This is a genomic window from Cupriavidus sp. UYPR2.512, assembly GCF_000379565.1.
In the GTDB taxonomy this organism is placed as follows: Bacteria; Pseudomonadota; Gammaproteobacteria; order Burkholderiales; family Burkholderiaceae; genus Cupriavidus.
Genome location: NZ_KB903141.1, coordinates 1 through 1,022, shown reverse-complemented (window position 1 = coordinate 1,022; position 1,022 = coordinate 1). Strand labels below are relative to the sequence as shown.

Annotated in this window: 1 pseudogene; it reads right to left on the bottom strand. The window is 56.8% G+C overall.

Annotated elements, in window-relative coordinates:
- Positions 1–517 precede the first annotated feature (517 nt).
- Positions 518–942: pseudogene (locus A3A5_RS42120) on the bottom strand (transposase); the annotation flags it as partial.
- Between the last annotated feature and the right edge of the window lie 80 nt (positions 943–1,022).

Genomic DNA, 1,022 nt, shown 5'->3' with positions numbered 1-1,022 from the left:
CATCTTCTGAGGTCCTTTCTGCCCGCCATTATGGCCGGCTCAGACCCCAGCTCTTCCATTTATCCGACTGTCCGAATTTCCGGCGCCACCTCTCTAGAACCGGACATTACAACTTTGCTGCTACACTAACAGTTCGCATAATAATAATTATGTTAAATTGTATCACCATGACGCCTGCTGAGAAATCCAGCTAACCTGCGCCCAGAACGGGCCCCCAGAGTTCGGGAAAGCTGACGCCGTGGGATCATAGGCGTGCTTACCAGCTGTACCGCAAAGTTTCGCCGCTCTGATCCCCAAGTCTCACGCTGGATCGCCATCTCTTGCCCATCCCTCTGTCCAGTTGTCACAATGGACGAGGTTAAGGAAGGTCTGCGCAACCCAAATTCACGCTGACTTCTGGCGCTCGATGCACTCTGTTCGCAGAGAGCAATGATTTCGCGATCTTCGTAGTGCCTCCCTTTGCTGTGACAGGGCAGCGTGGCAACGTCGCTGGCGCACCGTAGCCCACCTCGGTGCCTCATGCTGAAGCGATGCCCAGTTTCCGGCGCATCATCCACAGGTTGGCCAACGCAAAAAGCGTTGTGAGTTGCGCGGTATTCTTTGCCAGCCCACGATAACGTACCTTGGGGTAGCCGAATTGACGTTTGAGAATGCGAACGGATGTTCGACCTTGGCACGGATGGCCGCCTTGACACGTTCGATCTGGTCCAACAGGGAATCCACTTCCTTGTTGGTGTCCAGTAGTCGGCGCTTGCCTGGTCGCATCGCAACATGCCAGCGGAGGCCTCGCTCTTTCGACTGCTTATCAGCACCTTGATAGCCTGCATCGGCAAAGACATCGCATTCTTCGCCGTGCAGTAGCGAGCTAGCCGGGACGGTGTCGTGGACGTTCGCTGGGGTGCCAATTACGGTGTGCACGAGGCCCGAATCTGCATCCACGCCGGTGTCGGGTAGCGGTGGCGCATTTCTGCGCCACCGCCCCCTAAGGTAGGGTCGAGAACTGGCGCGCGCACCTTCAGGTG